25 protein-coding genes are annotated in these 26,283 nt (G+C 33.8%); 13 read left to right on the forward strand and 12 right to left on the reverse strand.

The genetic code is table 11. From position 1 onward, the window contains the following. Positions 1-376 precede the first annotated feature (376 nt). Entirely contained in the window at positions 377-1,552 is a 1,176-nt protein-coding gene (locus FLACOL7796_RS08520; protein ID WP_173970379.1) for a GlmU family protein, read from the forward strand. 213 nt (positions 1,553-1,765) lie between these two features. On the opposite strand, the gene FLACOL7796_RS08525 is transcribed toward FLACOL7796_RS08520, so the two are convergent. Then, positions 1,766-2,209 carry a PepSY-like domain-containing protein gene (locus FLACOL7796_RS08525; protein WP_173970380.1) on the reverse strand — a complete coding sequence of 148 codons (444 nt, stop codon included), beginning with the start codon at positions 2,207-2,209 and terminating at the stop codon, positions 1,766-1,768. Between the two features lie 200 nt (positions 2,210-2,409). Here FLACOL7796_RS08525 and FLACOL7796_RS08530 point away from each other — a divergent pair, with 200 nt between their 5' ends. The 4 genes from FLACOL7796_RS08530 (at position 2,410) to FLACOL7796_RS08540 (ending at position 7,041) form a co-directional block, all read left to right on the forward strand. Beyond that, positions 2,410-4,044: an ABC-F family ATP-binding cassette domain-containing protein gene (locus FLACOL7796_RS08530; RefSeq protein WP_173970381.1), complete on the forward strand. Its 1,635-nt coding sequence runs from the start codon at positions 2,410-2,412 to the stop codon at positions 4,042-4,044. Between the two features lie 211 nt (positions 4,045-4,255). Continuing rightward, on the forward strand, positions 4,256-5,410 hold the full coding sequence (locus FLACOL7796_RS08535) for a porin (RefSeq protein ID WP_173970382.1): 1,155 nt from the start codon (positions 4,256-4,258) through the stop codon (positions 5,408-5,410). A 61-nt stretch (positions 5,411-5,471) separates the two neighbouring features. After that, positions 5,472-5,951, forward strand: coding sequence for an anaerobic C4-dicarboxylate transporter family protein (locus tag FLACOL7796_RS24795; protein WP_197913318.1), 480 nt, complete (start codon positions 5,472-5,474; stop codon positions 5,949-5,951). Beyond that, a complete protein-coding gene (locus FLACOL7796_RS08540; RefSeq protein ID WP_262889158.1) occupies positions 5,938-7,041 on the forward strand; it encodes an anaerobic C4-dicarboxylate transporter in 1,104 nt (367 codons plus the stop codon). The genes FLACOL7796_RS24795 and FLACOL7796_RS08540 overlap by 14 nt, the downstream gene beginning before the upstream one ends. A 100-nt stretch (positions 7,042-7,141) precedes the next feature. Here the strand turns inward: FLACOL7796_RS08540 and FLACOL7796_RS08545 are convergent, their stop codons facing one another. The 3 genes from FLACOL7796_RS08545 to FLACOL7796_RS08555 are packed head-to-tail and all read right to left on the reverse strand — an operon-like array spanning position 7,142 to position 10,650. Beyond that, entirely contained in the window at positions 7,142-8,299 is a 1,158-nt protein-coding gene (locus tag FLACOL7796_RS08545; protein WP_173970383.1) for an ABC transporter permease, read from the reverse strand. Positions 8,300-8,301: 2 nt separating this feature from the next. Further along, positions 8,302-9,255, reverse strand: a complete 954-nt coding sequence (locus FLACOL7796_RS08550; RefSeq protein ID WP_173970384.1) for an HlyD family secretion protein — start codon at positions 9,253-9,255, stop codon at positions 8,302-8,304. A gap of 12 nt (positions 9,256-9,267) precedes the next feature. Next, positions 9,268-10,650 carry a TolC family protein gene (locus tag FLACOL7796_RS08555; RefSeq protein ID WP_232067333.1) on the reverse strand — a complete coding sequence of 461 codons (1,383 nt, stop codon included), beginning with the start codon at positions 10,648-10,650 and terminating at the stop codon, positions 9,268-9,270. 260 nt (positions 10,651-10,910) lie between these two features. On the opposite strand from FLACOL7796_RS08555, the gene FLACOL7796_RS08560 reads away from it, so the two are divergent. The 3 genes from FLACOL7796_RS08560 to FLACOL7796_RS08570 are packed head-to-tail and all read left to right on the forward strand — an operon-like array spanning position 10,911 to position 14,813. Next, complete coding sequence (locus tag FLACOL7796_RS08560; protein ID WP_173970385.1) at positions 10,911-12,152, forward strand: hypothetical protein; 1,242 nt, start codon at positions 10,911-10,913, stop codon at positions 12,150-12,152. A gap of 52 nt (positions 12,153-12,204) precedes the next feature. Continuing rightward, a complete protein-coding gene (locus FLACOL7796_RS08565; protein WP_173970386.1) occupies positions 12,205-13,356 on the forward strand; it encodes a porin in 1,152 nt (383 codons plus the stop codon). A gap of 26 nt (positions 13,357-13,382) precedes the next feature. Further along, positions 13,383-14,813, forward strand: a complete 1,431-nt coding sequence (locus tag FLACOL7796_RS08570; protein WP_173970387.1) for an anion permease — start codon at positions 13,383-13,385, stop codon at positions 14,811-14,813. Between the two features lie 2 nt (positions 14,814-14,815). On the opposite strand, the gene FLACOL7796_RS08575 is transcribed toward FLACOL7796_RS08570, so the two are convergent. Further along, positions 14,816-15,127, reverse strand: a complete 312-nt coding sequence (locus tag FLACOL7796_RS08575) for a GNAT family N-acetyltransferase (protein ID WP_228520454.1) — start codon at positions 15,125-15,127, stop codon at positions 14,816-14,818. A 290-nt stretch (positions 15,128-15,417) separates the two neighbouring features. On the opposite strand from FLACOL7796_RS08575, the gene FLACOL7796_RS08580 reads away from it, so the two are divergent. Together FLACOL7796_RS08580 and FLACOL7796_RS08585 are read left to right on the forward strand one after the other, a co-directional pair. After that, on the forward strand, positions 15,418-16,077 hold the full coding sequence (locus FLACOL7796_RS08580) for an alpha/beta hydrolase family protein (RefSeq protein ID WP_173970388.1): 660 nt from the start codon (positions 15,418-15,420) through the stop codon (positions 16,075-16,077). Between the two features lie 165 nt (positions 16,078-16,242). Next, positions 16,243-16,737 (forward strand): hypothetical protein, encoded by a 495-nt coding sequence (locus FLACOL7796_RS08585; RefSeq protein ID WP_173970389.1) that lies wholly within the window; start codon positions 16,243-16,245, stop codon positions 16,735-16,737. Positions 16,738-17,227: 490 nt separating this feature from the next. Here the strand turns inward: FLACOL7796_RS08585 and FLACOL7796_RS08590 are convergent, their stop codons facing one another. Next, positions 17,228-17,743, reverse strand: coding sequence for a hypothetical protein (locus FLACOL7796_RS08590; RefSeq protein WP_042567304.1), 516 nt, complete (start codon positions 17,741-17,743; stop codon positions 17,228-17,230). 167 nt (positions 17,744-17,910) lie between these two features. Here FLACOL7796_RS08590 and rpmH point away from each other — a divergent pair, with 167 nt between their 5' ends. Further along, on the forward strand, positions 17,911-18,072 hold the full coding sequence (gene rpmH / locus FLACOL7796_RS08595) for a 50S ribosomal protein L34 (protein ID WP_008464848.1): 162 nt from the start codon (positions 17,911-17,913) through the stop codon (positions 18,070-18,072). Between the two features lie 144 nt (positions 18,073-18,216). Continuing rightward, entirely contained in the window at positions 18,217-21,072 is a 2,856-nt protein-coding gene (gene carB, locus FLACOL7796_RS08600) for a carbamoyl-phosphate synthase large subunit (RefSeq protein ID WP_173970390.1), read from the forward strand. 97 nt (positions 21,073-21,169) lie between these two features. Here the strand turns inward: carB and yiaA are convergent, their stop codons facing one another. The 6 genes from yiaA to FLACOL7796_RS08630 form a co-directional block, all read right to left on the reverse strand. Beyond that, positions 21,170-21,568: an inner membrane protein YiaA gene (gene yiaA / locus FLACOL7796_RS08605; protein WP_173970391.1), complete on the reverse strand. Its 399-nt coding sequence runs from the start codon at positions 21,566-21,568 to the stop codon at positions 21,170-21,172. A gap of 14 nt (positions 21,569-21,582) precedes the next feature. Next, entirely contained in the window at positions 21,583-22,257 is a 675-nt protein-coding gene (locus FLACOL7796_RS08610; RefSeq protein WP_173970392.1) for a TIGR02117 family protein, read from the reverse strand. 198 nt (positions 22,258-22,455) lie between these two features. Then, entirely contained in the window at positions 22,456-22,992 is a 537-nt protein-coding gene (locus FLACOL7796_RS08615) for a DUF4252 domain-containing protein (protein ID WP_173970393.1), read from the reverse strand. 1 nt (position 22,993) lies between these two features. After that, entirely contained in the window at positions 22,994-23,521 is a 528-nt protein-coding gene (locus FLACOL7796_RS08620; protein WP_173970394.1) for a DUF4252 domain-containing protein, read from the reverse strand. A gap of 14 nt (positions 23,522-23,535) precedes the next feature. After that, complete coding sequence (locus tag FLACOL7796_RS08625) at positions 23,536-23,994, reverse strand: P-loop NTPase family protein (RefSeq protein ID WP_173970395.1); 459 nt, start codon at positions 23,992-23,994, stop codon at positions 23,536-23,538. After that, positions 23,981-24,490 carry an RNA polymerase sigma factor gene (locus FLACOL7796_RS08630; RefSeq protein ID WP_173970396.1) on the reverse strand — a complete coding sequence of 170 codons (510 nt, stop codon included), beginning with the start codon at positions 24,488-24,490 and terminating at the stop codon, positions 23,981-23,983. The genes FLACOL7796_RS08625 and FLACOL7796_RS08630 overlap by 14 nt, the downstream gene beginning before the upstream one ends. A gap of 172 nt (positions 24,491-24,662) precedes the next feature. On the opposite strand from FLACOL7796_RS08630, the gene FLACOL7796_RS08635 reads away from it, so the two are divergent. Continuing rightward, a complete protein-coding gene (locus FLACOL7796_RS08635; RefSeq protein WP_173970397.1) occupies positions 24,663-26,135 on the forward strand; it encodes a S41 family peptidase in 1,473 nt (490 codons plus the stop codon). The last annotated feature ends 148 nt before the right edge of the window (positions 26,136-26,283 follow it).

Below are 26,283 nucleotides of genomic sequence, written 5' to 3' on the forward strand. Positions count from 1 at the left end.
TGAACTATTTAGGCGCGAATGTACTCTCATTCTTTTCACTTTAATATGTCAAATTTACAAATATCTATAACTTGTAAATTAATTCGACAAACATAGGAGCGCGCAAAGATTTTTATCTGGCATTATATTTAGAAAACACAAAGTTCGCAAAGCTAAATCTATACAAAGCTTTGCGAACTTTACTTTTTGCAAAAACTTAATAATATAAACTTTGCGTTCTTGGCGGTTAAATGATCAGTATAAAAATATGTTAGCCAAAAAAGCAATTATTTTCTTATTTTGAATAAGAGTACTTTTAATAGAACAAATAAAATATTTGTAACTTTGATCTCGATAACCAAATCAAGATTTTAACAAGTAGCAAATTTTTATATTTATGAATTACATTCTCTTTGACGGTCCCGTCCGGAATGCTTTACTCCCTTTTACTTTTACACGACCTGTTGCTGACATACTAATTGGAATCATGACGATTCGCCAAAAATGGGAAGCACGTTTAGGTTCGACCATAACAACTATTACCGAAGATTACCTGTCAGCCAAATTCCCGATGGTGGAAATGGAAGAAAACGTAATGATCAATGCGGCATATTTGCCAAATGATACACTTGCTGAGTTGGTTTCTGAGTTAAAAGAAAATCAAGCCATCTTTAAAGGCGATGATGTAATTGCTTTTTTTACATCAGAAAATCAGGAAGAAGTAGATTTTGATTCGTACGAAATCATTCAATATAATGGAGATGCTTTAACTGTAGAGCACACTTGGGATATTTTTTCTAAGAATGACGCTGCAATTCGCGAAGATTTTATTTATCTAACTGAAGACAGAAAGTCGCAAGCCATCCCGAAAAGTGTAAATGTTATTGCCCCTGAGAATATTTTTATTGAAGAAGGAGCAAAATTAGAATTTGTGACTCTTAACGCTTCAAACGGACCTATATATATAGGTAAGAATGCCGAAATTATGGAAGGAACCGTAATTCGTGGTCCTTTTGCTTTATGCGAAAATGCACAAGTTAAGCTAAATGCGAAAGTTTATGGTGCAACAACAGTTGGTCCTGGATCCAGAATAGGAGGAGAAGTTAAAAATTCGGTTCTTTTTGCAAATTCAAACAAAGGGCATGATGGATTTTTAGGTGATTCTGTTTTAGGTGAATGGTGTAATATTGGTGCTGACAGTAATAATTCGAACCTGAAAAACAACTACGAGGAAGTAAAGTTATGGAGTTATGAAACCGAAGGTTTTGCTAAAACCGGACTTCAGTTTTGTGGTTTGATGATGGGAGATCATAGTAAATGCGGAATCAATACTATGTTTAATACCGGAACTGTAGTAGGAGTAAGCGCAAATATTTTTGGAAGTGGTTTTCCTCGCAATTTTGTACCAAGTTTTTCTTGGGGTGGAGCAGCAGGTTTTACGACTTATGTAACCAAAAAAGCTTTTGAAACGGCTAAATTAGTGATGGGAAGACGCAACATAGATTTCGACGAAACAGAATCAGCAATCTTAGAACATATTTTTGAGGAAACTAAAAAGTGGAGAAAAGATTAATTTTAATTAGATAATTAGTCAATTTGATAATTAGATAATGTAGAAAACCCGACAAGTCTTAGAATTTGTCGGGTTTTATTTTTGTTTTTTTGCCACAGATTATAGGATTAAAAAAGATTCTTTTGAAAGGACTATAAACTCTTTTCAAAGAAATAATCAGTGAAAATCATAAAATCTGTGGCTGAAAATCTAACGTTAGATTTTAGTCAAATGCTATTTATCTATTTTAGTAAAATCTCCTTTTAAATTAAACTTTAATTCTAAACCATTGGTAAGTTTCGTTTCGTAACCGGAAGATCCTAATTCTATTTTGGTTATTTTTTCCTTTGGGAAATTTGCCTTTACATACGAAGCGATTTTTTTCGGGATAATAGACGAAGGAATTTTAGAACTTTTGCCGTCTACTTCTTTCCAGTTTCCTTTTTTATCAAATTCGATTTCAATAGTACTATCATATTGAACTTTATATTCTGTAGAAAGAATTTCTTTGTCCTGTAAAATATAGCTCGGTTTTTTAGAGCCAAAATGGGTTTTTAGAAAAGCTTGCGCATTTGCCGGTAAAGCTTCTTTTTTAATTACAGTTTTTTGTGCATTTGCAGAAAGTCCAAATATTAATCCTGCAATTAGGCTGGCTATCAAGTTTAATTTCGTTCTCATATTTTGCTGGTTTTTAAATTATTATACAAGATAAGGCGAAAATTTTAAAATATGTAGGAATATTGGTGTAATTTAAAAAATCTAACAATCCAGTAATCTAAATAATATTGTCTAATACTCTAATTAATCTATCTTTGCACCACGAAAAAAATAGGTGGTCAACTAAACGATTAACCGATTAAACAAATTCACAAAAAGTAATGATTACAGTTAACGATATTTCGGTTCAGTTTGGTGGAACTACATTATTTAGCGATGTTTCTTTTGCTATAAATGAAAATGATAAAATTGCCCTTATGGGTAAAAATGGTGCGGGAAAATCGACACTTTTAAAAATAATTGCAGGTCAGAGCAAACCTTCTACCGGAAGTATTTCGGCTCCAAAAGAAGCGGTTATTGCTTATTTGCCTCAGCATTTATTAACTAAAGATGGTTCGACTGTAATGGAAGAGGCATCAAAAGCTTTTGGTGAAATTTTTAAAATGAAAGCTGAAATCGATGAAATCAACGAACAATTAACCGTTCGTACTGATTATGAAAGTGATGCTTATATGAAATTGATCGAAAGAGTTTCTGACTTAAGCGAAAAGTTTTATGCCATCGAAGAAGTAAATTACGAAGCTGAAGTAGAGAAAATATTAGTTGGTTTAGGATTTGAGCGTGAAGATTTTACACGTCAGACTTCTGAATTTTCAGGAGGATGGAGAATGCGTATTGAATTGGCTAAAATTTTATTGCAAAAACCGGACTTAATTTTACTGGATGAGCCTACCAACCACATGGATATCGAAAGTATTCAATGGTTAGAGGAATTCCTGATCAATTCAGCAAAAGCAGTTGTGGTAATTTCTCACGATAGAGCGTTTGTAGATAATATTACCAATCGTACTATCGAAGTTACAATGGGAAGAATCTACGATTATAAAGCAAAATATTCTCATTACTTAGAGTTAAGAAAAGATCGTAGAGTGCATCAGCAAAAAGCTTATGACGAGCAACAAAAAATGATTGCTGATAATAGAGCTTTTATTGACCGTTTTAAAGGAACTTTCTCTAAAACAGATGCTGTTCAGTCTCGTGTTAAGATGCTTGAGAAACTTGTAATTGTACAAGTTGATGAAGTAGATAATTCGGCATTAAAATTAAAATTCCCACCAGCGGCGCGTTCAGGACAATATCCTGTTGTGGTAAAGGAACTTTCTAAATCATACGGAGATCATGTGGTTTTTAAAGATGCTAATATTGTGATCGAAAGAGGACAAAAAGTTGCCTTTGTAGGTAAAAATGGTGAAGGGAAATCGACTATGATCAAAGCGATCATGAAAGAAATTGGTATTGATGAAGGAAGTGTAGAAATTGGACACAATTCTCAAATTGGATATTTTGCCCAAAATCAGGCTTCATTGTTAGATGAAAATGCTACGATTTTCGAAACTATAGATGCAATTGCAGTAGGTGATGTTCGTACTCAGATAAAAAATATTTTGGGAGCTTTTATGTTTCAGGGCGATGATATCACCAAGAAAGTAAAAGTGCTTTCAGGAGGAGAGAAAACACGTTTGGCAATGATCAAATTATTGTTGGAACCAGTTAACTTATTGATTCTGGATGAGCCTTCGAATCACCTTGATATGAAAACCAAAGATATTATTAAAGATGCATTGCGTGACTTTGACGGAACTTTAATTCTGGTTTCTCACGATCGTGATTTCCTTGACGGATTAGCGACTAAAGTTTTTGAGTTTGGAAACAAACGCGTGAAAGAGCATTTTGAAGATGTTGCCGGTTTCTTAGCACATAAAAAAATGGATTCTATGAGAGAGATTGAGAAGTAATCTAGTTAAAAATATAATAATACAAAGGGCGTTAGTTAATTCTAACGCCCTTTTTTTTGATAAAAAACGTATAAAAATGATTATTAAATAAATGTTAAAAACATGATATAAATCAGAATTGTAATTCTAAGTATTAGATAATTTTAGTAGAGTAAAAACAACTTATTTGTAGTTTAATTTTTACAAAATAAAATAATTCTAAATTTTTATTATGAACTTTTTAAATAAATTTTTCTCTAAAAAGATTGTACTCTTAATCTTTTTACTTCCCTTTTTCTCGAATGGGCAAACAACAGATTCTAACGCCCAAACAGAAATAAAATATCCACAATTTAAAGTTCAGGGACTTTTTCAGGGACGTTACTTAAGTGGTTTTACGCATGGTATAGATGCTACAACTGGTCTTCAGCATTCAAATGATGATGCCGTTGAGGATACTTTTGATATTAAAAGAATGCGTTTGGGACTAACTACCAAATTAAGCGAGGGCTTTGATATTGTTATTCTAGCCAATTTTGCTGATTTTAAATCAGATCCTAAAAACAAGGTTTTAGAAAATGCCTTTGCAAGATATATTTTCAGTAAAAACATAGGTGTTATGGCCGGACAGTTTAGACCTGCTTTTGGAATCGAGGAATTAAATCCTGCTGATATCCTTAGGTCATTCGATTATTCTAATCAATATACTGAATTTGGAAATAATGGCTGGGCAAGTTTTCAAATTGGAGCTTCTGTTTTTGGAAGTTTTAATCTTGGTAAACTGCCGGTTAGTTATGCTTTTTCTGCCGTAAATGGTAACGGAAGAAATCAGGTATCTGACAAGGACGATGGTAAACAATATTCTTCGCGTCTTGCTTTCGAATTAGATAAAAAACATAATGTCAATTTTGGTGTCAATGGAGGTATTGGCGAAGTTTTAAATAACAAAGTTTTTGCAGTTGCATTAGATCTTACAGCTGATTTTAAATTGACAGATAAATTAATACTACAAACTCAACTTGAAGCAAAACAAGGAATCAATCATTATTTGTATTACTCTTTAGCCGCAGATTCAAGAACCGGAAATATCAATGATTATGAAATGCGTGGCGCTTATTTCTTACCCAATTTAAGGTATGAAATTAAGTACCAAAAATTAACCGCCATAGAGTTTTCATGTCGTTATGAATATTTTGACAGAAGCTTTAAAATCAATTCAAACGCCAGGCAAACCTATACGCCAATGGCAGGTTTAGAATTTGGAAAAGGTTATACCGGGCGTATCGAAATGGGAATGCAGTTTGACAATTACAAACGCAATATCGCAAATACTACTGCATACGATAACAATCTCTTTATCATACAATTTCAAGGAAGATTTTTCTAAATGTTAAGCCAGATATTTTATCGCTCAAATGGTAATGGTTAAATAATAAAATGTAAAAAAAATGAAAATAAGTAAAAAAATCTATCTCTGTCTTTTTCTAATAATGACAGGAATGAGTCTTTGTTTGGGAAAAAATGAAAGTAAAACAGAGCCTGTTGTGGCTGAACAAAGTGCCACTGCTGTTTCTACAGCTTCAGAATTAAAATCAAATGATTCAAAATCAGTTGCAAATGCTCAAAAAGTATCAGCTGATAGCGCCAAAAAAGCCACTACAGATGCAGAAAAATCAATACCGGCAAACGCTCCATTCTTATTTTGGAGTCAATTGGTTTTACTTCTTGTAATTATTTATTTCGGAATAAAATATGGAGGTATTGCTTTGGGGATGCTTGGTGGTTTAGGAGTTACTTTATTGGTGTTTTTATATGGTGTCGAACCAGGAAAACCTCCAATTGAAGTAATGTTGATTATTCTGGCTAGTAACTACTTCATCATCATTAGAGGCGACAGGAGCTTTGAATTTAATTGTGAGTTATGCTGAAAAGTTGCTTCGTAAGAATCCAAATAAAATTGTGTTTTTGGCACCGTTAACCAGTTTTACTCTTACTATGCTTGTTGGTACAGGACATGCAGTTTATCCTTTGTTGCCTGTTATTTATGATGTTTCGATTAAAAATAAAATTCGCCCTGAACGCCCAATGGCAATGGCAGCAATTTGCAGTCAGTTAGGGATTACAGCAAGTCCAATTTCAGCAGCGGCAGCAGCATTGGTAGGGATTTTTGCGGCAGCAAATTTGCATGTTGGTCTTATAGATATTCTTAAAATTACAATTCCGTCTTGTGTTGCCGGTTTACTTCTTGCTGCGCTTTGGAGTTTGAAAAGAGGAAAAGATTTAGAAAACGATCCGGATTTTCAGGAAAAAATAAAAGATGAAGAACAACGAAAATACATTTTTGGGGATCTTGAACAGCAAACGAATAAGTTTGGAAAAAAATCTAAAACGGCTTTGGCTCTTTTCTTGCTTGGAATTTTAGGAATTGTAATTATTGCGATATTCCCTGAAGCGATTCTTCCATTAGATAAAGAAGGAAATCCTCTAAAAATGAGTATTGTATTACAGTTTGTAATGCTTGCGGTTGGTGCTATAATACTTTTTGCTACTAAAATATCAGCAAAAAGTATTTCTGATACCAAAGTATTTAATGCAGGAATGGTAGCTGCGATTATGATTTTTGGTATTGCCTGGATGAGTGATACGGTAATAGAAAATAATAAACCTTATATTTTATCACTGATTAGTGAAACTGTAACGGCACATCCCTGGACATTTGCATTGGCAATGTTTTGTGCTTCTGCATTCCTGAAAAGCCAGGCAGCAACATTATTGGTTATTATGCCTTTAGGAATTTCTTTAGGAATTCCGACACCGGTATTGATAGCTTGTATTCCTGCTTCTTATGCGTATTTTTTCTTTTGTTTTTATCCGAGTGATCTGGCTGCAATAAATTTTGACAGATCCGGAACTACAAAAGCGGGTTCATGGATTTTAAATCATAGTTTTATGATTCCGGGTATGATTGCAGTTTGGACAGCTGTTATTGTGGGGTTTGGATTGGTGAAATTATTATGAGTTAATTTATTATTATTATTATTATTATTATTATTTACAGGTTTGTTAATTAAAAAAAGCACAAGATCTCTCTTGTGCTTTTTTATTTTTTTATAAAAGGTTAAGCTTGTTTTAAAGCACTTTTCTTTTTAAAATGTAAAGAAATAAAGGCAGCAATAAAACATACAATACCTATAATAATCATGTTCCAGACAGGTCTTGTGGTTTGAGAAAAAGTACCATTTTCTATGATTAATATTCTAAAAGCTTTTAAGAAATGCGTTAACGGAATCACATTTGCAATTGCCTGAACTGCTTGTGGCATTTGACTTAAAGGCCAGGTAAATCCGCTTAGGATAAAACTTGGAGTTGCAATTACCATTAAAATTTCTGTTGCTTTTAATTGACTCGGAACCAAAATGCTTACCAAAATACCAATGAAGGAAACCGAAAGCACAAATATTCCGGCAATAAAAGTAAGTGGTAATAGATTTTCGTAAAAAGGCAATCTGAACCATAAAGTAAAAAGCCAGTAGATAATCCAAATGCCAAAACTCATAATCATATAAGGAATGATTTTTACGGCTAGTAAGTTCAAAATTGAAGGACATCTTTTAACCAAATCCTTAAAAGTGCCATTTTCAAATTCTGAAGCAAACGAAAGCGCTAATCCCAATAAAAGAACTTGTTGCAGAACGGTAGCTAAAACACCCGGCCAAAGAAAGTACATATAATTAGTACTTCGATTGTATTTTTTTATAAAAGTAGTTTTAAAAGGTTCGTATTGCGATGTCAGTAAATTTTCAGGAACACCTTGTTTTCTTAAGGTTTCGATCTGCACTCCGACTTTCAATGTTCCAAGGCAAACCTGTATGGCGGTTGAAGCATAATTGGCCGTTAAAACATTCGATGTATTTACGATCGTTGTAATTTCCGGATACTTTTTGGTAAGTGTCATTTTTTCAAAATCCTTCGGAATAATAACAACACAAGTCGCTTCTTTTTGAATCGCAATCTGCGAAAGATTATTTTGATCATACAAGATTGAAGCAATCGAAAGAACCTCATTGTCCTCAAACATCTGAATGGCTTTTGAACTTAATTCAGAGCGATCCTGATCGACAATTATGATAGGCAAATCGGTCACTTTTCCTTTTCCATAAACATATCCCAATAAAACGCCGTACAGAATTGGTGCTCCAATAAACAATAGTCTAAGGACTTTGTTGCTCCAGAATAATCTGAATTCCCGTTTAAGCAATGAAAAGAAATTTTGCATAGTTAAAGAGATAAAGTAACAGTTGTTTTTGTGATAAGATCTTTTGTTTCGTCCAGGTTAGAAGGTGTTATTTTTATTTCGAATAAACTTTCCTGCATTTCATAATCCGGATATGCTGTTGCAATATTACCGTAAGCTCCCAATTGTTTTATTGTAGTAATGGTGCCTTTTATATCTTCTTTTTTATAAGGAACATGAACCGTTATTTCCTGACCTTTTTTATATTGACCCAACTGATTTTCGGGTATCGTAAATCGAAAATAAGTGCTATTCGCAATATATCCGTTAAATAAAGTGTAGCCGGGTAAAGCCAGTTCGCCAAGATTTAGTGTAATAGTTTCGATACTCATATCCTGTGGTGCAATAATATAGCGTTCCTTATCGGCAGTTTCTACTTCCTGCAAAGCACCAAGTGCTCTGTCTTGCTGTCCTAATGCCATAGTTTGTTGTTCGATACGTGCGCCTTTTTTAGCGTCATCTAACTCAGCAACAACAGCATTATATTGTGCCTGAGCGCCCTGATATTTAGCAAAAGTTTCATCGTATGTTTGTTGCGATATCAAAGAATCTTTGAGCATATTAGTCAATCTTTTGATCGATTTTTGAGCAAATTCATATTGTTCTTTTAGCCCCATTTTTTTGGCTTCAAGCTGTTTGATCTGATTTTCGGTAGCTCCTTTCACGGCCATTTTATATTGGGCTTTGGCAGATATAACAGCACCTTCTGCCTGGCTTTTTTTAGCGTCAACTTCCGGAATATCTAGAAGAGCCAGAGTATCTCCTTTTTGCACAATGTCGCCTTCTTTGACAAAGATTTTTAAAATCTTGCCCGGTACTTTGCTTACAACCGCAATTTGTTCTTTTTCTATTTTTCCCTGAATTACATTTTCCTTTTTCTCTTTTTGACAGCTTATAAAAACAAGAATTAAGCTGACTACGATAATTGCTTTTTTCATAAAATAGAACTTTTATTTAGATAATTTTTTTGATAAATCGCCAGTTGCAATAATGGTTTCAATTGCTGATAATCGCTGTTCGATTAAAGTAGTGGTTTTGTTTACAGATGCTTTATAAGAATCATTTTCGGCTTCCAGACGTTCAGATATATTGATAAGGCCTTCTTTATATTGTTTTATGGCCAGATTCAAATTGTTGCCTGCTACTTTTTCCTGTTGTTGTGTAATGTCAATTTTTTGAGTCAGAACGCTATAATCAACAAAGTTTTTTTCGAGAAGTAATTCTAGTTTTTCTTTAGTATCGTCGATCTGGTTTTGTACCTGTTCGATGTTTATTTTGGCCTCGTGTACTTTATGTTTTCTTTCAAAGCCTGAAAAAACTTCCCATTTCATGGCAGCACCTACAACCCAATTGTTGCTTATGGTGACTTCATTTAAACCTAAGTATAAAGCCTGATTTATTCCGGTAATAACTGGCGTCGTTGCGTTTGCATCAAATAAACTCGAGTAGGAGACACCTCCAAAGGCGCCTAAAGTGGGTAAATAAGTTCCTTTTTCTTTTTTTAATAAATACTCGTAAGCAGTTTTAAACGATTCTAAAGCTTTTATTTCCTGTTTGTTTTCTGTACTTAATTTTGAATCTGTAATTAAATACGGAACCAAATTGTATTGAACCTGCTCAATATCGCTAATAGAATATCCTGTTAGATATTGAATTTTTTTATAAACCAATCTTCGTTTACCATCTAATTCAATTTTTTTAGAGGCCAGTTCTAAAGAAGCCAGTTTAATTTTATCTCTGTCATAAGGAACCGCAAGTCCTTGTTCTATCGCTTTTGTAACACGTTTTGTTTCTGTTTCCAGTCGGTTTTCGCTATCTTTTATAAGTTGGTCTATTTGTTTTAGTAGCTCAAGCTGGTCGAATGTATTAATGACATCTTTTATAATTTGATCTTTCTCGGATTCTTTTAAAAACTCGGTTCCTTTTGTTTTTTCGTGAATGGCTTTGGCTCCGTTAGGAATTTGCATTCCGCTAAAGAGAACTGTTTTGGCCATGACACTTCCGTTAAAAATATTTCCGTAATTTTTAAAAGCCGTTTTTCCATCAAATAATGGATAATTTACAATGGGTATGGTAGCCGTAGGAAGATCGACGGTAAGTTTATTATCAAAATACGAATATAGCGCACTGGCTTCAACAGTTGGAATGTACTTATTCCAGACTCCTTTTTCCTGAAGATTTAATTTCTCAATATCTAAGTCTTTATTCTGTAATGAAACGCTTTTTGCTATAGCTTTATTAATAGCGTCTTCCAGAGTTGTCGAGACCTCGATCTGACCATAACTGTAAGTAAGCGAAAGAAAGAAAATGAAAATAGGTAAGTGTTTTTTCATCGTAATTTTGTTTCTATGGTAGTAATAAATCTTAAACAGTTTTTTGTAAGATATTATAAAATATAGGTTACAAGAAAAGGGGGTATTCACAAAGTTAAGGATATTAATCTTACTTAAATGGTTTATAGCGCCTAAATTGATGTATAATTAAAATATTTTAAGTGGATTTTTTGAGAATTATAGAAAGTTATGCAGTAATGTTAAATTCTTACGTTTTTTTTATACCTTAGTCAGCATAATTGTACTAAACTATTATTAATATGAAAAAGAGTATTTTATTTTTTGCTATTTTAATGATTGGTTTATATAGTCTGCCTGTATTTTCTCAAACAGATAATGAACCTGTTGCATTAGGTTTACCGGGCGATAATCTTAGTTTGTTCGCGGTATTGGATATTTTTCAAAAATCTAAAACTTTAGAAGATTTTGAAAAAGCATTAAACGATCCCGATAATAAAGTTAATAATTTAGATTTAAATGATGACGGTCAAATTGATTATATCGAAGTAGAAAGTCATAAAGAAGGTAATACACATGTAATTGTACTTCAGGTTGCTGTAAATAATAATGAAACACAAGATGTCGCTGTTATCGAAGTGGATAAAGATAAAAAGAACAATATTCACGTTCAGGCCATTGGCGATGAAGATTTATACGGTAAAAATTATATTGTTGAACCTGCTGATACCACTTCCGGCACACCAAATCCCGGTTATAAAGGCAATACTACCGTAATTGTAAATAATAACACAACTAATAATTATAATACAACAACTAGCAATCCGAGTTATGTCACTACCAGTGTAAGTGCCTGGCCGGTTGTTCTGTTTTTGTTTTCTCCAATATATGTTGCTTACAGATCTCCTTGGCATTGGGGGTATTATCCGCCATACTGGCGTCCGTGGCGTCCGGTTTATTACCATGATTATTGGGGGTATCACGGGCATTATTACAGAAGTCCTTATTATCGCAGAACTGCTGTGATAAGAAATCCGAGATATTATAATAGCTACTCGTCAAGAAGAAATACATCTGTAATCGTTCGAAATAACAGAACGAACGGACGTTATAATACTACTTATAATGGTAGAGATTATAAAAGACCGGCACCCGTTACACGACCAACACGACCTGGTAATTCAACCAGACCCGGAAATTCAACTCGACCTGGAAATACAACTCGACCTGTCACGCGTCCTACTAATCCGTCAACCAGACCTGGAAATACGAGCAGACCTGTAACACGACCTACAAATCCGTCAACAAGACCAGGAAATACAACAAGACCTGTAACGCGTCCTGTAACTCCAACCAATCCGTCGACCCGACCAGCTGTACGACCAACGCAGCCAGTAACAAGGCCAACGCAACCTGTAACAAGACCAACGACAAGACCAGTTGCGCCAACTAGTCCGTCTACACGTCCTGCTGTACGACCAGCACAACCTACAACGCGACCAGCGACGGCAAGACCGGCAAACGGAGGTTCTAATAGAAGATAAAACAAGGTTCTTAATAATCGCTAATTGACTTAACTTTTTAGTTGTAATGCTTATGAGTAAAAATTTACACGTAATACTATTTTTTGTTCTTTTCATAATGCCTCTTTTTGTGAATGCACAAACGGCCAATACACCAGCGCCGGCAGATTCTGAAAGTAGTGTTAGGTATCCTCATTTTCAATTTAAAGGTCTTTTGCAGGCTAGATATTTAGAAAGTTTTGGCGATAATGTCGATGTTTTGGGAGTGCATCATTCGACAGGCGAGGTTACTCAAAGTTCGTTTGATATTAAAAGAATGCGTGTAGGATTAAATACAAAACTAAGTGAAGCGACAGAAGTTGTGATTTTAGTGAATTTGGCTGATTTTAAATCAGATCCTAAAGGTAAAGTTTTGGAGAACGCTTACGGGAAATATACTTTTAATCGATATCTGGCTTTAACAGGAGGACAATTCAGACCTGCTTTTGGTATTGAGGAATTGGTTCCGGTTGATATCATTAAATCATTCGATTTCTCCAATCAATATTACGAATTTGGAAAAAATGGCTGGACAAGTTTTCAAATTGGTGCTTCTGCATCAGGATCTGTTGATCTTGGAAAAATTCCTTTTAGCTATGCTGTTTCTGTTTTAAATGGGAATGGAAGAAATCAGGAAATGGACAATGATAACGGGAAACAATATGCCACAAGATTGGTTTTTGGATTGTCAAAATTGCACAAGATAGATCTGGGTTTAAATGGTGGAATCGGAAAAAGATCGAATCAAAAAGTTTTTGCCGTAGGTGTAGATATTACAAGCGATTTTAAACTTACGGACAAGTTTACTTTTGATTTGCAAATCGAATATAAACAAGGAACGAATCAAAATTTGTATTTTACTTTGCCTCCTGAAGGCAGAACTTCAAAAATTGATGATTATCAAATGCGTGGTATTTATTTTTTGCCTAACCTGAGATATCTGGTAGATTATAAAAAATTAACTTCGCTGGAATTATCCTGCCGATTTGAATCTTTCGATAATAATTTTAAAACAAATCCTAATTTAAGAAGAACTTATACGCCTATGATAAGTCTTGAATTTGGTAAAGCATATACCGGTCGTATTGAGATGGGATTTGAAATCGATAAGTACGATAAAGATATTCCTGATACATCATACTATAGTGACAACTTGTTCCTGATTCAGTTTCAGTTGCGACTTTAATAATATTTAATTTAATTCTTATTTTTATGAAAGAAGTAAAAATTCCTCAAGCCCTGATCACACTTGTAGTTGGAATTGCAATCTGGTTAATTCCTGCTCCGGATGGTGTTGTAATCGAAGCATGGCATTTATTTGCCATTTTTGTAGCCACTATTTTGGGTATTATTTTAAAAGCTGCCCCAATGGGAACTATGTGTATGATTGCGATTGCATTGACTGCTTTTTCGCAAGTTTTGGCTCCGGGTGAAGCAGGGAAATCAATCACGTTGGCCTTAAGAGGTTTTGGCGATAAAGTAATCTGGCTTATCGGAATTTCGTTTTTTATTGCGCGAGGCTTTATTAAAACAGGACTAGGAAACAGAATCGCCTTTTTATTTATTAGAATATTCGGAAAAAGTTCGCTTGGTCTTGCCTATGGTTTAGGATTAGCTGATTTGGTTTTGGCTCCGGCAGTACCAAGTAATACGGCAAGAGGAGGAGGGATTATTTATCCTATCATGAAATCGATGTCAATGAGTTTTGGCTCAATGCCTGATCAGCCAGAAACACACAGAAAATTAGGTTCGTATCTTACTTTAAGCAGTTATAATGCTAACTTAATAGCATCTTCTATGTTTTTGACAGGAACGGCGAGTAACCCAATGTGTCAAAAATTTGCACTTAATCTAGGCATCAAAATAAGTTGGATTTCATGGGCAACAGCAGCTATTGTTCCGGGTTTGGTGGCATTTTTTGTAATTCCATTAGTGTTGTATAAAATTTATCCGCCAGAATTAAAGAAAACGGGAGATGCTCCGCAAATTGCTGCTCAGAAGCTAAAAGAAATGGGACCAATAACACGTAACGAGTGGATGATGTTATTGACTTTCTTTATCTTATTGTTTTTATGGATGACAGGAGATTTGTTTTCTATTGATGCGACAACAACTGCATTTATTGGTTTGGTAATTTTATTACTTACTTCGGTTTTAACCTGGGAAGATGTAAAAGCCGAAAAAGGTGCTTGGGATACAATTGTGTGGTTTTCGGTTTTAGTAATGATGGCCAGTTCGCTCAACGAATTGGGTTTTATAGGTTGGTTTAGTAATTTGGTAAAAGCTGAAATTGGAGGTTTAAGCTGGCAAATGGCTTTTCCTATTATTATACTAGTGTACTTTTTTAGCCATTATCTTTTTGCAAGTGCAACCGCACACGTCGCTGCGATGTATGCGGCTTTACTTGGTGTAGGTGTTTCGCTTGGAATTCCGGGTTTGCTACTCGCTTTTATGCTTGGTTTTGTAGGGTCAATTTACGGAACTTTAACGCATTATGGTCACGGTCCGGCACCTGTTTTCTTTGGGAGCGGCTACGTCGATTTAAAAAGTTGGTGGGTCAAAGGGCTAGTTACCGGATTAACAATGTTGCTTATTTACATGGTTATCGGCGGACTATGGCTAAGACTTATTGGATATTTTTAAAATTAAATTCTAATCCCGGGAGGAAGTAATTCCTTATACTGAGGATTTTTTTTGATAAACAATACAATTCGGGGATGAATAGGCATTAATCTGAATTTCTTTTCGATGATAAGTTCCATGATGTTTTTAAGTACAACATCAATTAATGCTTGATTGTCAAAACCTTCTGGTGAGTTGATTTTGGTTAGAAAGATTTTCTTCTCCTGAAATGAATATTCAACAGAAAGTAATCCTTCAGGGACTATGGTTTCAAATTGTCTTGCAAAAGTATTGTCTTTGATTTCCATAGTTTCAATAGGTTCCATATTAGTCATGTTTTTTGGGGATTGAATTAAAAAAATAATAGAAAAAGAACGTTAATAGTAATGTGCAAAAGGTCCCGGATGAATCTTTTGATAATGGTTATAATGAGTGCAAAGGTAATCATTTGATTTTCAATATGAAATTATTTTTTGTTAGTCCTCTAAAGGCTTGGGTTAACTGTGTCTTTTTGTAGATTTATTATGTTTAAATTAATTATGGTGTAAGATTTGCAGTGCATATTGCTAAAAAAAGTAATTTTAGCATGCAATTAAAATTTGTAACCATAATCTCTTTCTGTTAAATGAGTAAAATTCCTGTATACTTTATGCCTGGTCTGGCAGCTAGTCCTGCTATTTTTGAAAGAATCAAATTAGATGAATCGATTTTTGAGGTTTGTTTGCTAGAATGGGAAATTCCGCAAACAAAAGAATCTCTGTCTGATTACGCACTTAGAATTTCGAAAAACATCAAACACGAGAATCCGGTTTTAATTGGGGTTTCTTTTGGCGGAATTCTGGTTCAGGAAATCGCCAAACATATCAAAGCGCGAAAAGTGATTATTATTTCGAGTGTAAGAAGTAATGCCGAATTTCCGCGAAGAATGAAAATTGGTAAAAAAACGAAAGCCTACAAGCTGATTCCGATGAAGCTGATTTTGAATATCGAAAATCTGGCAAAATATTCTTTTGGAGAAAAAGTCAATAAACGTATTAAGCTGTACGAGAAATTCCTGGCGGTTCGCGATCTTAAATATTTACAATGGGCAGTAGAATCGGTTATTTTATGGGATAGAAGTGAGATAGATACAAAAGTGGTTCATATACACGGTGATCAGGATGATGTTTTTCCTATTAAGTATATCAATAGCTGTATTGTTGTAAAAGGCGGAACACACATTATGATTCTGAATAAATATAAATGGCTGAATGAGAATTTGCCTTCGATTATTCTGGAGGATTAAATTTTAGGAAATTCCAATTTTTTTAAACTCCAAATTCCAATATTTTACCATGGGAAATCTTTGTCAAAGTTTAAAACTTTGACAAAGTTAGTGATGCAAAAAAAACATTACAATATAATGAAGTAATCATATTAAGAATCGATAATCACTATTAGTAGAATAAACATGAGAATATTGTTGGTAATTGTAGTATTAGTTTTAATGGGTTGTAGTTCTCCTGGCAAAAAATATGATTTTACTTTTTTTAAATGGAGTATTCATGAATGTTATTATTTAAAATTAAACTCTTCTGATACACTTTATTATATTGATGTTTACGGGTTTAAAAAAGAGACATCTTTTGTGATTTTAAATAAAGAGGAAAAAGAAAGAATCAATAATGTATTAGATACTATCACTTTTCCTAAAGAACAAGTTTTTGATAGTTCAGTTGATGATGGTGTAACTAATGCTTTTATAATAAAGATTGATAATCAATCTAGAAAGCTTAAAATTCATGGTTATAATGGACCAAAACGATTTTGGTTTTTTGGAAAATTATTAGAACAAATTAAAAACAGTTACGAATTTACTAAAACCAATAAAAAAGTTGATTTAAATGAAATTGATAAAATGGTTTTGATGCCGGTTCCTCCCAATTTTAAAGTTAATATCAATTAAGGATTTTGCAATCAATTATCTTGTCTTTCCCTGTGATTTGGTTTCTTTATATGTAAAAGAGTAGGATAAAATGAAGGGTGCTAATGAGATCGGTTTGTGTCTCAGGATGAAAAACTAGATTTAAAACAATAAGGTAGAAATAACTTCTTATGAAACCGAGTGCCCTAGCCCTGATAGTAGCGGTATCCTTTTGTGCCGGGGTTCGGCACAAAAGATACAAGCGGATAGCAGGAAATAGCTCCTAATTCTAATTAAATTACAATTTTTTAAATTCCAAATGTTTTGCGGTTAAGAATCTTTGTCAAAGTTTTAAACTTTGACAAAGATAGTGGCGTATAGTAAACCCGACAGGTTTTAAAAACCTGTCGGGTTTCGCTGAAACTGATAAAATGAATTTAAAAAGGAAAATCTAAACTCTTCCATCTAAAATCAAAAAATCCCAAACTCACATTGGAATTTGGGATTTTAAAATATTGTGATTTAAAGAAATCTAGATTTTCTTCATTTGTTCTTTCATCATTGTGATTTGCTCTTTTAGCATTCCCTGCTTATCTAATTTCTTAGCTTCGTTAAGTAGGTTAGTTGCTTCAAGCTTTCTGCGGCGTGACATGGCAACTCCTGCAAGGTTTAATTTTGCTACGGCTAAATCCATGTCCATTGATAGTCCAAGTTCGATTGCTTTTTTGAAATGTTTCTCCGCTTGGTTGATATTGGTTTGAGATAACATAATTCCGTGAAGGTAATTAAAGTATCCTTGTTGTTTTCTTACTAATGCAGCTTCTGGGTTTTTGATGTATGCCAGCCATTTTTTAGCCCCTTCGAAGTCTTGTTTTCTTAATTTAAGGAAGGCTAAAAGGATAAATTCGTTTTTAAAGTAAAGAAAAATTGGAATTGCCGTCAATAATATAAGGAAGATTCCGTTTCCAATATTGCTTTCAGTAAATTGCCAGATGCCAGCAACTACAAGAAGTCCGGCTAAAATAAGTTTAATATTTTTGTGAAACATAATAGTTATATATTTGTGATTGCAAATATAGTAAAATGAATTAAAAATATTTTTATTAAAGTACTTGCCAGAAAAAAAAGTCTTTGTATATTTGCACTCGGTTTTAGAATAAGGTTATTGTAAAACAGAAAAACAGATATTAGATACCATTTTAAAGATACAAAGCAATGAGCAAAAGAACGTTTCAACCATCGAAAAGAAAAAGAAGAAATAAGCACGGATTTATGGACAGAATGGCTTCTGCGAATGGAAGAAAAGTTCTAGCGCGTAGAAGAGCAAAAGGAAGACATAAATTAACTGTTTCTAGCGAGCCTAGACACAAAAAATAATGTTTGTATAAACATACATAAGGCGATTACTTTTTTAGTATCGCCTTTTTTTATACCTTGTCGGTAAAAAATTTGTAACATTCTAGTTTCTAAAGCACTGTGAATGTTTTTGAATACATATAATAACTACACAATACATACAAAATGCCTAAAGACACATCAATAAAATCAGTTTTAATAATAGGGTCAGGACCTATTGTTATTGGTCAAGCTTGCGAATTTGACTATGCAGGATCTCAATCTGCTCGTTCTATTCGTGAAGAAGGAATTGAAGTTATCTTGATAAACTCGAATCCAGCGACTATTATGACCGACCCAACAATGGCCGATCATGTATATTTGAAACCTTTAACTACAAAATCGATTATTGAGATTCTGAAAGAACATCCACAAATTGATGCAGTTTTGCCAACAATGGGTGGACAAACTGCTTTGAATTTATGTTTGGAAGCTGAAGAAAAAGGAATCTGGCAGGATTTTGGAGTAAAATTAATTGGAGTTGACGTAAACGCAATTAATATTACCGAAGACAGAGAGCAATTTAAACAGCTTTTAGAAAAAATTAATGTACCAACTGCACCTGCAAAAACGGCTACTTCATATTTAGAAGGTAAAGAAATTGCACAGGAATTTGGTTTTCCACTTGTAATTCGTCCTTCGTTTACACTTGGAGGAACAGGAGCAGCAATTGTTTACAAAAAAGAAGATTTTGATGAGCTTTTAACTCGCGGTCTTGAAGCTTCGCCAATACACGAGGTTTTGATCGACAAAGCTTTGATGGGGTGGAAAGAATATGAGTTAGAACTTTTAAGAGATAAAAATGATAATGTTGTAATCATTTGTTCAATCGAAAATATGGATCCAATGGGAATTCATACCGGAGATTCGATTACAGTTGCGCCAGCAATGACATTATCTGATACTACATTCCAGAAATTACGTGACTATGCCATCCTGATGATGCGTAGTATTGGTAATTTTGCGGGAGGTTGTAACGTACAATTTGCAGTTTCGCCAGACGAAAAAGAAGATATCGTAGCAATCGAGATTAATCCTCGTGTGTCTCGTTCATCAGCTTTAGCATCAAAAGCAACAGGTTACCCAATTGCTAAAATTGCTTCTAAACTAGCTTTAGGATACAATCTTGATGAATTGCAAAACCAAATTACAAAATCAACTTCGGCTCTTTTTGAACCAACTCTTGATTATGTAATCGTAAAAATACCACGTTGGAACTTTGATAAATTCGAAGGTGCTGACAGAACTTTAGGTCTTCAGATGAAATCTGTTGGTGAAGTTATGGGAATTGGACGCTCGTTCCAGGAAGCATTACACAAAGCAACTCAATCTCTTGAGATTAAGAGAAATGGTTTAGGTGCTGACGGAAAAGGATATAAAAACTACGAAGAGATTATTGAGAAACTAACTTTTGCAAGTTGGGATCGTGTTTTTGTAATTTATGATGCAATCGCAATGGGAATTCCGTTGAGCCGTATTCATGAAATCACAAAAATCGATATGTGGTTCTTAAAACAATACGAAGAGCTTTATACTTTAGAGAAAGAAATTTCGAACTATAAAATTTCTACTCTTCCTAAAGAACTTTTGCTTGAAGCGAAACAAAAAGGTTTTGCCGACAGACAAATTGCTCACATGTTAAATTGTCTTGAAAGTGAAGTACATACTTTGCGTATGGATAAAAATATTAACCGTGTGTTTAAACTGGTTGATACTTGTGCAGCTGAGTTTAAAGCAAAAACACCTTATTATTACTCTACTTTTGAGGCTGAAATTGAAAAAGCAAATGGTGAGCGTTATGTAGATAACGAAAGTATTGTAACAGAGAAAAAGAAAATCATAGTTCTGGGTTCAGGACCAAACAGAATTGGACAAGGAATTGAGTTTGATTATTCTTGTGTACACGGAGTTTTGGCTGCTAAAGAATGTGGTTACGAAACGATCATGATCAACTGTAATCCTGAAACGGTTTCGACTGATTTTGATACAGCAGATAAATTATACTTCGAGCCAGTTTTCTGGGAACATATATATGACATCATTCAGCATGAAAAACCAGAAGGTGTTATTGTACAATTAGGTGGTCAAACGGCTTTGAAATTAGCTGAAAAGTTATCTAAATACGGAGTAAAAATCATCGGAACTAGTTTTGATGCACTTGACTTAGCGGAAGACAGAGGACGTTTCTCAGATTTATTAAGAGAATTACATATTCCTTTCCCACAATTCGGAATCGCTGAAACGGCTGACGAGGCTTCTGCACTTGCAGATACTTTAGACTTCCCATTATTGATTCGTCCTTCTTATGTATTAGGAGGTCAGGGAATGAAAATTGTAATCAACAAAAAAGAACTTGAAGAGCACGTTATCAACTTATTGAAAACGATTCCAGGAAATAAATTGCTTTTAGATCACTATTTAGCCGGAGCAATCGAAGCTGAAGCTGATGCAATTTGTGATGCTGACGGAAATGTGTACATTATAGGAATTATGGAGCATATCGAACCTTGCGGAGTTCACTCTGGAGATAGTAATGCTACCTTGCCTCCTTTTAACTTAGGAGAATTCGTAATGCAACAAATAAAAGATCATACTAAAAAGATTGCAAGAGCGCTGAAAACAGTTGGTTTAATCAACATTCAGTTTGCGATAAAAGATGATACAGTTTATATTATCGAGGCAAATCCTAGAGCTTCCAGAACGGTACCGTTTATTGCAAAAGCTTACGGAGAACCATATGTAAACTACGCTACGAAAGTAATGTTAGGTCACAATAAAGTAACTGACTTTGATTTCAATCCACAATTAAAAGGATACGCGATCAAACAACCGGTTTTCTCTTTCAGTAAATTCCATAATGTAAACAAAGCATTAGGGCCAGAAATGAAATCAACAGGAGAAAGCATCTTGTTTATTGATGACTTAAAAGACGATCAATTCTACGAATTGTACTCTAGAAGAAAAATGTATTTGAGTAAATAATCTCAAATCCTGATATTAAAAAAGCTCCAATGAAAATTGGAGCTTTTTTTGTGGTTAATTTTTGGAAGTTAATTTTGCTTATTATAATCGTTTGAGATTATTCACTTTGGCTAAATGACATATTATCTCTTGTGTTTTTTTGTACTGAAATAGCACCAAAAAGGGCTAATAGAAAAGCAAATGCATAAAAACCTTTTTCGCTTGGTAAAATTGTAGCGTTCCAAAGACCTACAACTAATAATACAATAGATAAAAGAGTTCCGAACCAGCAGATTCCGTAGTAGATGTCAGTTACAGGAAGTTTTTCAAGTCTGTCTCTAACACTTTTTTGCAATGAAACAACAGCAAATAAACCAAACATTAAAACGGTAAAATAATATCCTTTTTCGTTTAATAACATTTCGGCTCTTGCAAGACCTACTATAAAACCAACTGTTCCTGCTCCAAGAGCTACCCAAGATGCCGCTATAAAGGCATTCGATGTTTTTTGTACCATGTTTATATATTAAATTATTTGTATTTAGAAAAAATTCCTGAATCTGTAGCCGTCCAGAAACAACACTTTTGTCCGCTTGCTTTCAGGGCACTGTTGGCCCAGGTGTTACAGGTATGAAACAAACTGTAGCTTCCGTTGGCTTCATAAAAAGCATCGGTTTTGCCGTAATTAGCGTCTGTTTTTATAGGTAAGAAATTGCCTGAAGCATCTTTTTGAAAACTATTGTTGATGTATTGTATTAAACGATCGTATTGTTCTTTGCTAATCATCATCTTTTTGCAATCATCACCTTCTTTTAAAGCTCTGTAGTAAGTAGCGTGAATGGCAGTATTACTTAATCCTGAAGCAGCTTTGAATGCAACAGAAGCTTTTAAGTCTGACCATTCCGGCGTTTCTAAATAAAAACCTTTGTCACCCCAGCCCATGGCGAGATATTTATAAGTAGAATCGGCAGCTTTTGTATTAGCAAATTGTACTTTTTGACTCCAGTCGATCTGGTCACTTTTGGTTGGCATTACAATATCAGTATGTACACCATTGGTTAAAATATAAATTTCGACTTCGGGTTTTGTGTTGGGTTCTTGTTGTACTGTGATTTTAGAAAGAGAAAATACAGCAATTAGATAAATTAGAATAAATCCTAAAAAGACTAAGAATATTTTAAGCGCAATTTTTAATGCTTTTTTCAAGATGATTGATAAGGGTATAAGGTTAGTTATTTAGTAAGTTTTAAATTAAAAAACTTATTTGGTTAGATGCAAATATAATTAAATTAGATCCGGATCAAAATAAAAAGCAATAAATATTAGGCAGTATAATCTTGTAAAAATTCGGCATAAAAAAAGCTCCCAAATGAGAGCTTTTTTATTAAAGTAGGATAGATATTATTATTTAACCAGTTGTTGCAAAGGCTTTAATTGTTCCATGTCGATTTTTGATTCTCTTAGAACAGACATTAATGTCATGATATTATTCGGGTTCATGTTTTCGCCCAAAACGCGCACTACTGCAAAACCGTTTTCTTTTCTATTGGCAAAAACTACAAACTCTTTAATGTTATCATCAGTGCCTACATAACTTATTGATGCGCCATCTTTACCTGAGCCAAAACTCATCAATTGCTGGTATTTTGGATCTTTTAAAATCGCTTTGACTTTGACTCTTTCTGTTTCAAACTGAACCTGATTTGTAGCATTGGCTTTAAAAGCCAGGATATTCATTTTGTCAAATGATTTTAAAGCTTCGTTTTGTTCTGCCGATAATTTTGTTTTCTCTACATTTAAAATACTAGGCGAAACATCAAGAGCAATAAAATTTTTATTGTCTGTATTTTCTACAAAATATTTCTGCAATGAAGGTTCAGAATTACAACTTACTAAAGTTAGTAATACTAAAAGGGCTGAGGTAAAAATGTTAGTTTTCATTTTATTTTTTGCCTTTAGAGGCTTTTTTTAGATCAGCACCACCAGGAAGTTGCATCTTGTCTGTAAGTACTGAAATTTCGTTAATATCAAAATTACCTGTTAGTGATAATAAAACAGTTTCGTCTTTTTTCGCTCCGTCAACGTACATTAATAATTCTCTTATCTGAGAATCTGTTGCTCCTGATTTTACAGATATTCTGACGTTTCTGCCGCCATCATTAATGCGCATTAATTCTTCTAATCCTGCTGTTTTTACATATTTGTCAGCAGAAGCTTTCATGTCAGCTTCAATTTTAGGATTTTTAGTAGTAAACACTTTTAAGTTGTCTAATTTTTTAATCAGGTTAATGTATTGCTGTGTTTCTTTATCAGAAGGATCAGCTTTTACTTTACTCATTAAATCAAACATTTTTTTGTTTACAATTACTGAGGTTACATCGTCCTGACCATCAAATTTGTCAAATGCTCCCTGTGCATAAAATGCATGGCTAACGAATGCTAAAACTAGTGTTATGATGAAATTTTTCATTTGATTGATTTTAATTATTGTTTAAAAATTTTGTTTTTTGATTCTTCGTATTGTCTAATGTATTGTACACTTCCGATACCTACATTAACGTTGCTTGATAATAAGGCCAAAGCTTTTTGCGTTGCAGCAAGTGCTTCTTCCGGATCATCATAGGTACCTAATTCTGTTTGCGCTACAGTGTCTACTGTATTTTTTTCGCTTACATAAAAATAGGTTCCAATTCCTAGTAAAACAACAGCAGAAGCCGCTATCGATAACCACGCCACATTTCGTTTATTAGTTTTTAGTGGTATTTCCTGCGTCGATTTCTGTTCTTTTACCTGAGAGAAATAACCAAACATAGATTTGTATTGTTCTAAATGCTGCGCAACATTTGGTGATGAAAAATAATCTTTTAATTCCTTTTCTTCGGCAATACTGGTTTCTCCCTGAAAGTATTTTTCTAATATATCTTCTATTTTATTGAATTCCATAACTGTGTGTGTTAATCATTGACTCTCTTATTTTTTTTCTCGCTCTCGAAAGTGCTACCCGAATAGCCGTTTCATTCATGTTGACAATTTTCGCAATTTCATCAAATTCATATTGTTCAACATCGCGTAACTGAATTAATATTTGTAATTGTTCGGGCAACTGACTTATAATTTTTTCAACCCATTCTAAACTGTTCGAATCCTCTAATTTTTTATCCAGCTGAGGTTCCCGGTCAGTATAATTATTATGAACAATTTGAAGATTTCCGGCTCTTTTAGATTTTAACTGATCCAGACAATAATTTTTGGTCATTGTCATGGCGAGTGCTTCAATACTATTATAAGAGTCTAAATTTTCTTTTTTATTCCATAATTTTACTATCACTTCCTGTGTAGCGTCCTCGGCTTCTTCTGTACTGGTTAATAATCTTTTTGCCAGACGAAAAACTTTGTCTTTAAAAGGATTTATTAATTCTATAAACACATTCTGATTCATAAAATTGGTTGGTTATTCGTTGGTTACTCGTTAGCTTATATAGTCAAGACGAGGCACTATTATTTTTGTTACACGACAGATGTGAATTTTATTAAAAAAAATACAATAAAAATAATTAATGTTAAAACTAAAGATACTATTTTTACGTTAGTACTACATAGATACCTACTATATGAAAACAATTTTAAAGAGTGTACTGTTATTATTTTTACTAGCTTTTTCTTTGCAGTCTTGTGAGGATCAGGATGATGTTGCTGCACCCGCTGATTTGCAGGTTAAGGATTTCATTTGGAAAGGTTTAAATCAGTTTTATTTATGGCAAGCCGATGTGCCTAATTTAGCCGATGATCGTTTTAATAATCAGGAAGCACTGAACTCTTTTTTAAGAGGATATTCTCAACCGGAAGATTTATTTCAGGCTTTATTAAATAAACCTATTAGCAAATTCCCAAAAGGTCAGGCAATTGATCGTTTTAGTTGGATCGTTTCTGACTACACTGTTTTGGAGGGGGAACTTCAGGGAACTACAAAAAATAATGGAGTAGACTTTGGATTAAGTTATAAACCAGGTAGTACAACAGATTTACTAGGTTATGTACGTTACATTATTCCTAATTCTGATGCTTCAGGAAAAGCAATCAAACGTGGTGATATTTTTTCAGCAGTAAACGGAACTCAGCTTACCGTTTCAAATTATCGATCTCTTTTATCATCCGATAGTTATACTTTGAGTTTTGGTACTCTTAATGGTACTAGTTTTGAATCTAACGGAAAAACAGTTTCATTGGTAAAAAGTACTTTAGACGAAAATCCTATTTTCATCAATAAAGTAATTACTTCAGGAAGTCATAAAATTGGCTATTTGATGTATAATGGTTTTTATGCTAATTATGATGCGCAATTGAATGCGGCTTTCGCCGAATTTAAATCGCAGGGAATTACAGATCTTGTTCTGGATTTAAGATATAATGGAGGAGGTTCTATACAAACTGCCACTCGTTTGGCAAGTATGATTACTGGACAATATACAGGTAAAATTTTTGCTAAAGAAAAATGGAACGCAAAGATAAATGCCGCTTTTGAAATTGATAATCCGGAATATTTAAACAATCGTTTTGTAGACAAAATAGACGGAAGTCCGATAAATAGTCTGAACTTATCTAAAGTATATATTCTGACTACGTCGGGTACAGCTTCTGCCAGTGAATTGGTGATAAATGGTTTAGTGCCTTATATTTCAGTAGTTCAGGTAGGAGAGACAACAATTGGTAAAAACGTAGGATCTGTTACTTTATACGATTCTCCAACTTTTGGAAAAGCAAAAAGAAATCTAAATCACAAATATGCTATGCAGCCTTTGGTACTTAAAATTGTAAATGCTGCTGATTTTGGAGAATACACAGATGGTTTAAAACCAACTTTCGAGCAATTAGAGCGTATTAGTAATTTGGGAGTTTTAGGCGATACATCAGAACCATTATTGAGTGTTGCTATTTCGCAAATTACCGGAGCGACGGGTAAAAAATCGCAACTGGATAGTGGTATAGTTTTAAAGAATTTTACAGATGCCAAAGCAATGGATGGTGTAAGAAATCAAATGTATGTGAAAGATGCTCCCGAAGGACTTCTAAGATCATTAAAATAAAGACATAAAAAAGGCTTTCAGAAATGAAAGCCTTTTTTATTTTTAGAATATGTCTTGTCCTGAAATAGCGATACATAAAAAGTATCATTATGGAAAAAGATCAAGAATTACGCTATGTAAAGCGTACACAGAAAGATTACAGTATGTC

The sequence above is a fragment of the Flavobacterium bizetiae genome (genome assembly GCF_902804475.1).
GTDB classification, from domain to species: Bacteria; Bacteroidota; Bacteroidia; order Flavobacteriales; family Flavobacteriaceae; genus Flavobacterium; species Flavobacterium bizetiae.

Coding starts and splice junctions, on each gene's coding strand:
- FLACOL7796_RS08580 (WP_173970388.1), top strand. CDS start 15,418: ATGAGTAAAATTCCTGTATACTTTATGCCTGGTCTGGCAGCTAGTCCT.
- FLACOL7796_RS08620 (WP_173970394.1), bottom strand. CDS start 23,521: ATGAAAAATTTCATCATAACACTAGTTTTAGCATTCGTTAGCCATGCA.
- FLACOL7796_RS08520 (WP_173970379.1), top strand. CDS start 377: ATGAATTACATTCTCTTTGACGGTCCCGTCCGGAATGCTTTACTCCCT.
- FLACOL7796_RS08530 (WP_173970381.1), top strand. CDS start 2,410: ATGATTACAGTTAACGATATTTCGGTTCAGTTTGGTGGAACTACATTA.
- FLACOL7796_RS08635 (WP_173970397.1), top strand. CDS start 24,663: ATGAAAACAATTTTAAAGAGTGTACTGTTATTATTTTTACTAGCTTTT.
- FLACOL7796_RS08535 (WP_173970382.1), top strand. CDS start 4,256: ATGAACTTTTTAAATAAATTTTTCTCTAAAAAGATTGTACTCTTAATC.
- FLACOL7796_RS08555 (WP_232067333.1), bottom strand. CDS start 10,650: ATGAAAAAACACTTACCTATTTTCATTTTCTTTCTTTCGCTTACTTAC.
- FLACOL7796_RS08525 (WP_173970380.1), bottom strand. CDS start 2,209: ATGAGAACGAAATTAAACTTGATAGCCAGCCTAATTGCAGGATTAATA.
- FLACOL7796_RS08550 (WP_173970384.1), bottom strand. CDS start 9,255: ATGAAAAAAGCAATTATCGTAGTCAGCTTAATTCTTGTTTTTATAAGC.
- FLACOL7796_RS08590 (WP_042567304.1), bottom strand. CDS start 17,743: ATGTTTCACAAAAATATTAAACTTATTTTAGCCGGACTTCTTGTAGTT.
- FLACOL7796_RS08630 (WP_173970396.1), bottom strand. CDS start 24,490: ATGAATCAGAATGTGTTTATAGAATTAATAAATCCTTTTAAAGACAAA.
- rpmH (WP_008464848.1), top strand. CDS start 17,911: ATGAGCAAAAGAACGTTTCAACCATCGAAAAGAAAAAGAAGAAATAAG.
- carB (WP_173970390.1), top strand. CDS start 18,217: ATGCCTAAAGACACATCAATAAAATCAGTTTTAATAATAGGGTCAGGA.
- FLACOL7796_RS08585 (WP_173970389.1), top strand. CDS start 16,243: ATGAGAATATTGTTGGTAATTGTAGTATTAGTTTTAATGGGTTGTAGT.
- FLACOL7796_RS08565 (WP_173970386.1), top strand. CDS start 12,205: ATGAGTAAAAATTTACACGTAATACTATTTTTTGTTCTTTTCATAATG.
- FLACOL7796_RS08625 (WP_173970395.1), bottom strand. CDS start 23,994: ATGGAATTCAATAAAATAGAAGATATATTAGAAAAATACTTTCAGGGA.
- FLACOL7796_RS08575 (WP_228520454.1), bottom strand. CDS start 15,127: ATGACTAATATGGAACCTATTGAAACTATGGAAATCAAAGACAATACT.
- FLACOL7796_RS08615 (WP_173970393.1), bottom strand. CDS start 22,992: ATGAAAACTAACATTTTTACCTCAGCCCTTTTAGTATTACTAACTTTA.
- FLACOL7796_RS08570 (WP_173970387.1), top strand. CDS start 13,383: ATGAAAGAAGTAAAAATTCCTCAAGCCCTGATCACACTTGTAGTTGGA.
- FLACOL7796_RS08560 (WP_173970385.1), top strand. CDS start 10,911: ATGAAAAAGAGTATTTTATTTTTTGCTATTTTAATGATTGGTTTATAT.
- FLACOL7796_RS08545 (WP_173970383.1), bottom strand. CDS start 8,299: ATGCAAAATTTCTTTTCATTGCTTAAACGGGAATTCAGATTATTCTGG.
- yiaA (WP_173970391.1), bottom strand. CDS start 21,568: ATGGTACAAAAAACATCGAATGCCTTTATAGCGGCATCTTGGGTAGCT.
- FLACOL7796_RS24795 (WP_197913318.1), top strand. CDS start 5,472: ATGAAAATAAGTAAAAAAATCTATCTCTGTCTTTTTCTAATAATGACA.